The following is a 7,149-nucleotide window of genomic DNA, read 5'->3' on the forward strand; positions in this document are numbered from 1 at the left end:
CTGCCTCATAACGTCAAGGCTTCTCGTAGAGCTTTATAGCCGTCTTCCAGTCAAGCTGTTCTTTTGGGAGCAGGCGTCGAACTCTTGGCCTGCCAGGACCGCCTAAGCTGTCTAAGGTGGTGTTGCCAACGCTGCAGTTCCCCGGCTTCCAACGGGATCCCGCCAAAGCGTACTTCCAGGTAGCGCTGCAGGAACCGGATGGCCAGTTCAACCTGAGGCAAGTCGGCCTGGCGCAAGTGGTCTAGGCAAGCTTCTGGCCCTAGGTGGGCGGGGATCCCCACTGCCGTCGCCAGGTCCCGCAGTTGCAGATAAAGCCTTGAGATAAGCTGGCGGCGCCGCTGGGACTTGGGTAGAGCCGCCGGGATCCAGCGCATCCCGGCAAAGGCCAGACTCGGCAGCAGGATCCCTACCATCCAGGTAGGCCATGCAGGGGGCGGCTGCCACAGGGATCCCATCACCACTCCATTGGCGGCTGTGGCCAAGAGGATCCATCCCCCATCCTGCCAGCGCACGGCCTGGTAGCGGCGGCGGCGACCCCAGTGGGCCATGGAACTGGTGATTAAAATCACCCCCACCAGCGGCAGGCTGTTTTGCTGCAGGCTTTGCCCCCAGCCCACCAAGCTGCGGCGGAGGGCGGCAACGACATCCTCCTGCTTTTGGGGAGCGGTCACGCGGCTGGCCAGCTCCTGAATCTGCCGCCAGATCTGCCGCTGGGTGGATAGATCGTACTGGATGACGTACTTAAACCAACGGAAGCGCAGGCTGTCGTAAAAATCTTGCAGGGGATCCCACCCGCTTTGCCGCTGGCTAACATTGGCCTCTGCCGGCGTAGCGTCAAAGATGACCCAGCCGTAGGAGCCAAAGGGGATCTCCGTCCACGAGTGGGCATCGGCGTTGCGCACCGCCAGGTACTTTTCCTGCGCCACCCAGCGCCCGCCCAAGAAGCCATTGACCACGCGGGCCGGGATGCCGAGGCTGCGGGCCAGCACCGTCAGGGCGGTGGCAAAGTATTCGCAGTGGCCGCGGCGGTGGGTAAACAAAAAGGCCTCCAAAGGCGGCTCGGCACCGGGATCCGGCAGATCGGTGGTGTAGGCGTAGTTCTCCAGCAGGTAGTTCTGCAGAGCCGCTACCTTGCCAAAGACGTCGGGGATCCCAGCCGTGATCTCCTCTGCCAAGGCGGGAATGCGCGGATCCAGCTCTGCTGGCAACTGCAGATAGGCTTGTTGCTGGACTGGGTCAAGAGCGCTCAGCAGCTCCTCCCGGCCAAGCTGGCGCAGGCGGGGCCTTAGATCCTGGGGGATCCAGCTCACGGCGCGGTAGAGATAGGGCAGCCGGGGGGGCAGAGAATGGCTGACATCCCCGCTCTCGTGCAGGAGCAGGCGGCGAGTTTGCCGTTGCCATGCCTGCTGCGGAGTCATCGCCCCACCTCGATCTAGCCACTCCACCTCTAGCAGCGGCGCCACCCCAAAGACGGTGGTGGTGGCCAGCGGCTCTAGGTAAATCCGCTGCTCCAGGGGGAAGAACTGGAGGTCGCTCGCGGTGGGGATCAAGGGGGAAGCCGAGAGATCAAAGACCCCTGCTGCAGTGGGGAAAATCGGGATCGCGCGGTTCAGCGTCCGCGACCAAGCCCGCCCGTCGTAGCGATCAAAGCTGATCCCCCGCCAGTAGAGGGACTCCACCTGGGGGGGCACCCCTGCCGGGAACTCCACCCGCAGGGCAACGGTGTTGTCGGTTTTAAGGGTGCCGAACTCCCCCAGGCTGACTTCTTCGGCAAAGCCGGTGGTCATCACCGGCGAGCGGGCCTGCCGGCCCAAGATCCCCAAGCTGAGCCGCGGGAAGAGGAAAAACAAAACCACCGAGAGAATTGTTGCCAGCAAGGCCAGGGATCCCAGAAACCCCAAAAAGCTGAGGTCGATCCCGCGGACTTGGCTGGCCGCCTGCGGGTGCTGCTCCGCCTGCAGGCGCAGGTGATAGAGGGTGAGGTTAACCAGCCCCACCCCCACATACAGCAGGAATAAAAACCCAAAGCTGATGTCTTCGTTGAAGAGGGTGGCGATGGCCATCAGCAGCAGAGACAGCACCGCCAACTGGATGTGGTCTGCTGCCCGTTCCCGCTGGAACAACTTGGCCCCTGTTAGGTAAAGCACCAGGCCTATGGCCCCATCCGAAAGCGGCAGCACGCCCGCCAGCACCAGGGCCGCCAAGCTGACCAACACGCTCACCGTCAGGGGCATCCACAGGGAAGCATAGCGGGCAAAACTAATCCGGGGCGGCTCCCAGAACCAACTGCCCACCCCTGCCGCCAAGCAGAGGGCGATAACCGCCGGCGACAGGGCCCGATCTCCAAGGCAGAGGGCCGTGAAGGCGATCCCCACCAGCAGGTAGATGAAGACCTTTTGGACAGCAAGCAGCGGCCAGGCCACGGGCTAGGTTGCTTCGGGATCCTCAAGTGGCCCTTCCAAGATAGCCAAGTCTTTCTCCTTCTCCTGCCCACGATAGACCCAGCTTGCCGGCACCCCTTCTCGATTGGAGAGGACAGACTTCTGGCGCGGCACTAGAATCGTTAATGTTCCTTAACTTTCGTTGTTTTTCGACCTGCGCTGCGCACAGAGGGGACGAGATGTCCGGTCAGAACGAAATCCACGTAGTGGGGGCGCGGCAGCACAACCTCAAGAACATCGAGCTGCGGATCCCGCGCAATCGCCTGGTGGTGTTTACGGGCGTCTCTGGATCCGGCAAATCTTCTCTGGCCTTCGACACCATCTTTGCCGAGGGGCAGCGGCGCTATGTGGAGTCCCTCAGCGCCTACGCGCGGCAATTTCTGGGGCAACTGGACAAGCCGGATGTAGACCGCATCGAGGGCTTGAGCCCGGCCATTGCCATCGACCAAAAGTCCACCAGCCACAACCCCCGCTCCACGGTGGGCACCGTTACCGAAATCTACGACTACCTGCGGCTGCTCTACGGGCGGGCCGGGATCCCCCACTGCCCCCATTGTGACCGGGTGATTGCCCCCCAGACGGTGGATCAAATGGTGGACCAGATCCTGGCCCTGCCGGAGCGGACGCGCTTTCAGTTGCTGGCGCCTGTGGTGAGGGAAAAAAAGGGCACCCATGCAGCCCTCTTGCAGAGCTTGCGCCAGCAGGGGTTTGTGCGGGTGCGCATCGACGGCCAAGTGCGGGATCTGAGCGAAGAGATCGAGTTGGCCAAAAACAAGGCCCACACCATTGAGGTGGTGGTGGATCGGCTGGTCAAGGGCCCCGAGATCGCCGAGCGGCTGGCCGATTCCCTGACCACCTGTCTGCGCCAGTCGGGGGGACTGGCGGTGGTGGAGCTCTTGCCGAGAGAGGAAGAGCGGGAACACCTGCTGCAAAAAGTGGCCGAGGTGGCGGGGCAGTACCTCAACGGCAAGCCGACGGAGCTGATCTTTTCGGAACAATTTGCCTGCCCCGAACATGGCTCGGTGCTGGGCGAGCTGTCGCCGCGGCTATTTTCCTTCAACTCCCCCATCGGCGCCTGTCCTGTCTGTCACGGGCTGGGCTTTGAGCCCATCTTCGACCCCGACCGGATCGTGCCGGATCCCAAGCTCCCTTTGTACGCGGCCATCGCCCCCTGGGCGGAGCGGGAGAACCCCTACTACCTGGCGTTGCTGGCAGGGGTCGCCAGGGCCTTGGGCTTTGACCTCAGCAGCCGCTGGTGCGACCTCACTCCCGAGCAGCAGCAGATCCTCCTCTACGGCACCGACCAGGAGATCTACGTTGAGGCAGAATCCCCCTACCGGGGCCGGGGCTACTACCGTCGCTACGAAGGGGTGATCCCGCAGTTGCAGCGGCACTACCAAGAAACCACCTCCGAGACCTACCGGCAAAAGCTAGAGGCCTACCTCACCTACCGCCCCTGTGCTGCCTGTGGCGGATCCCGGCTGCGGCCGGAGGCCCTGGCGGTGCGCGTCGGCGGCTACCGCATCACGGATCTCACCCAGATCTCCATTGGCGATTGCCTGCGCCGCCTGGAAGACCTCAAGCTCACCCCCCGCCAGGCCCAGATTGCCGAGCTGGTGCTGCGGGAGATCCGAACCCGGCTGCAGTTTTTAATCGATGTGGGCCTCGACTACCTCACCCTGGCCCGACCGGCCATGACCCTTTCGGGGGGCGAGGCGCAGCGGATCCGGCTGGCCAGCCAGATTGGCTCCGGCCTGACGGGGGTGCTCTACGTGTTGGATGAACCCTCCATCGGCTTGCACCAGCGGGACAACGAGCGCTTGTTGCAAACCCTGTTGCGCCTGCGGGATCTGGGCAACACCCTCATTGTGGTGGAACACGACGAGGAAACCATCCGCGCCGCCGACCACATCGTGGATATTGGCCCTGGCGCCGGCATCCACGGGGGAGAGGTGGTGGCCCAAGGGTCTCTAGCCGATATCCTGGCCTGCGAGCGCTCCCTCACTGGCGCCTATCTGTCGGGGCGGCGGCGGATCCCGACCCCGGCTCGGCGGCGGCCCGGCAAGGCCGTTTCCCTCAAGCTCACCGATGCCCACAAAAACAACCTCAAGCACATCGATGTGGAGATCCCCCTGGGCAAGCTGGTCTGCGTCACCGGCGTCTCCGGCTCCGGCAAGTCCACCCTGGTCAACGAGTTGCTCTACCCCGCCCTGCGGCACTACCTCGGCCAGAAGGTGCCCAAACCCGCGGAAATGGGAGAGCTGCAGGGCGTTGAACACATCGACAAGGTGATCGTCATCGACCAATCCCCCATTGGCCGCACCCCTCGCTCCAACCCTGCCACCTACACGGGTCTATTTGATCCCATCCGCCAGGCCTTTGCCCAGACTCTAGAGGCCAAGGCTAGAGGCTATCACGCTGGCCACTTTTCCTTCAACGTCAAGGGGGGGCGCTGTGAAGCCTGCAAAGGGCAGGGGGTGAACGTGATTGAAATGAACTTCCTGCCGGATGTGTATGTTACCTGCGAAGTGTGTGGCGGCAGCCGCTACAGCCGCGAGACCCTCCAGGTCAGGTACAAGGGCAAAAACATCGCCGAAGTCCTGGATATGACGGTGGGAGAAGCGCTGGAGTTTTTCGCTGCCCTGCCCCCTGCGGCCAAGATCCTGCAGACCCTGGCCGATGTGGGCCTCGACTACATCAAGCTGGGCCAGCCGGCCCCCACCCTCTCCGGCGGGGAAGCGCAGCGGGTAAAGCTGGCGGCAGAACTGTCCCGCCGTTCCACCGGCAAAACCCTCTACCTGCTGGATGAGCCCTCCACTGGCCTGTCTTTCTACGACGTTCACAAGCTCTTGAACGTCCTGCAGCGGCTGGTGGATGTGGGCAACACGGTGCTGGTGATCGAGCACAACCTGGACATCCTCCGCTGTGCCGACTGGATCATTGACCTGGGGCCAGAAGGAGGCGACCAGGGCGGCCAGATCGTGGCCGTAGGCACCCCTGAGGCAGTGGCTGAGCAGCCGGGATCCCATACGGGGCGCTACCTGAAGCAGGTTTTGCAACGCTATCCCCCCGGCCAGTAAGCCCTGCTATCCCCACCCTCTGAGAGACAAGTTGGACAAAGGTCGACTTTGAACCGGGCGGCTGCTTTCTTCACTGATGTCCTGCCCAGTTCTCTTCAAAACAAAAGCTCTTCAATGACTTCGTTGGAAAACAGCCAGCCCTCCGGCGGGACTAGCCGCAGCCGCCCCGCCTCACAACTGGCCCAACCTTTTTCAAAATAGGGATCCAGCCTCTGCAAGGCCTGCTCCACCTTCCTGCTGCCAAAGCGCTCCTGTAGAGTTGCCAACTCCAGCCCTTCCTGGAGGCGCAACCCCAACATCACCGTATCCATCCAGATTTCTTCTGCAGAAGCCGGCGGCGGCAGGGGGTGAACCTGCGCTTTGACCTGTTCAAAGTATGCGTGGAGAGTTTTCGGCTGTTGAATGCGCCGCCCCCCTTCGTAGCCGACCGATCCCATGCCAAAGCCAAAGTAGGGGCGGTTTTCCCAGTACACCCGGTTGTGGCGACAGGCATACCCAGGGCGGGCAAAATTGGAGATCTCGTAGTGGATGTAGCCGGCTTGGGTGAGCAACTCCCGCGCCGTCAGGTACATGGCAACCGTGGTCTCCTCGCTGGGCAGAGGCGCCTCCCCCGGCCGGTAGAGACGCCCAAAGCGGGTTCCCGGCTCGAGAGTGAGATCGTAAACGGAGACATGGGTGGGGTTGATTTCAAGAACAGCCTGCAGTGACTCCTGCCAATGTTCTAAAGTTTGATAGGGCAGCCCGAAGATCAAATCCAGGTTGAAATTCTCAAAGCCCACCGCCTGCAAGTCGGCCACAGCCTCGTAAATTTCTTCCACCCCATGGAGGCGACCGCAGGCGGCCAGCAGCTCCGCTTGAAAGGCCTGTACCCCTAGGCTAATGCGGTTAACCCCTAGATCCCGGTAGCCTGCCAACTGCTCCCGTGTCAGGGTGCCGGGGTTGGCCTCGAGCGAGATCTCGCAGTCGGGATGAAACGGGATCCTCTCCCTTAATTGGCTCAAAATCCGACTCAACTGCTTCACCGTCAGCAGGGAAGGGGTGCCGCCGCCGAAAAAAATGCTGGTCAAGGGCTGGGGATCCCCGGCCAAATGGCGGTAGCGGTGGGCGCCGCCGATCTCTTGGCAGAGCCTCTGCACATAGGTTTCGATCAGTTCGCGCGTGCCCAGGCCGGTGGCAAAATCGCAGTAGTGGCAGCGCTGCCGGCAGAAGGGAATGTGCAGATAGGCCGCCTCCGGCCAGCCAAGCTGAGTGGAGAGGGCAAAGTCTTCTGCAGAGGCTGCAACTACCATAGCTCCCTACCTTGGTGACGTACTCCCACACTCATGCTGACGCATAGAGTGCAGGCTTCATGGCTTACGCCACGCTTCGCCAACAGTGACCCCTGCCCGATAGCAGGACATTTCCTGAGCTTGAAGAACGGGACGCCCCACCGCTCTGGATTTGATGACCCTCGCCGAGCTGTGATCCCTGCCAATCCTCAACCCACAGTGCGGACAATCGTGCCACCGCTCATGCAGCTTTTTGGGCACATCTCGACCACACCCCGAGCACCCTTGACTGCTGCCGCGGGGATCCCCTGCAATCGTCAACAGCCCAGCTCTTTCAGCCTTGGCTGCCAAAATTTGCAG

The 7,149-nt window shown here is 62.4% G+C and carries 4 protein-coding genes; 1 reads left to right on the forward strand and 3 read right to left on the reverse strand.

What is annotated here, in order from left to right:
* Positions 1-50 precede the first annotated feature (50 nt).
* On the reverse strand, positions 51-2,423 hold the full coding sequence (locus ACVW0R_RS02690; RefSeq protein ID WP_457501599.1) for a transglutaminase TgpA family protein: 2,373 nt from the start codon (positions 2,421-2,423) through the stop codon (positions 51-53).
* A 197-nt stretch (positions 2,424-2,620) separates the two neighbouring features.
* Between ACVW0R_RS02690 and uvrA the strand changes: the two genes are divergently transcribed.
* Entirely contained in the window at positions 2,621-5,521 is a 2,901-nt protein-coding gene (uvrA, locus tag ACVW0R_RS02695; RefSeq protein WP_457501600.1) for an excinuclease ABC subunit UvrA, read from the forward strand.
* A gap of 95 nt (positions 5,522-5,616) precedes the next feature.
* Here uvrA and hemW read toward each other — a convergent pair whose 3' ends face one another.
* Both hemW and ACVW0R_RS02705 read right to left on the reverse strand, forming a co-directional pair.
* Complete coding sequence (gene hemW / locus ACVW0R_RS02700) at positions 5,617-6,810, reverse strand: radical SAM family heme chaperone HemW (protein ID WP_011429676.1); 1,194 nt, start codon at positions 6,808-6,810, stop codon at positions 5,617-5,619.
* A gap of 57 nt (positions 6,811-6,867) precedes the next feature.
* The coding region (locus tag ACVW0R_RS02705; protein WP_457501601.1) for a zinc ribbon domain-containing protein at positions 6,868-7,149 on the reverse strand (282 nt) is incomplete at its 5' end.

The organism is Thermostichus sp. MS-CIW-15, from assembly GCF_054060575.1.

Excerpts from the sequence above, each read along its gene's own strand:
- hemW (WP_011429676.1), bottom strand. The coding sequence starts at position 6,810 with ATGGTAGTTGCAGCCTCTGCAGAAGACTTTGCCCTCTCCACTCAGCTT.
- uvrA (WP_457501600.1), top strand. The coding sequence starts at position 2,621 with ATGTCCGGTCAGAACGAAATCCACGTAGTGGGGGCGCGGCAGCACAAC.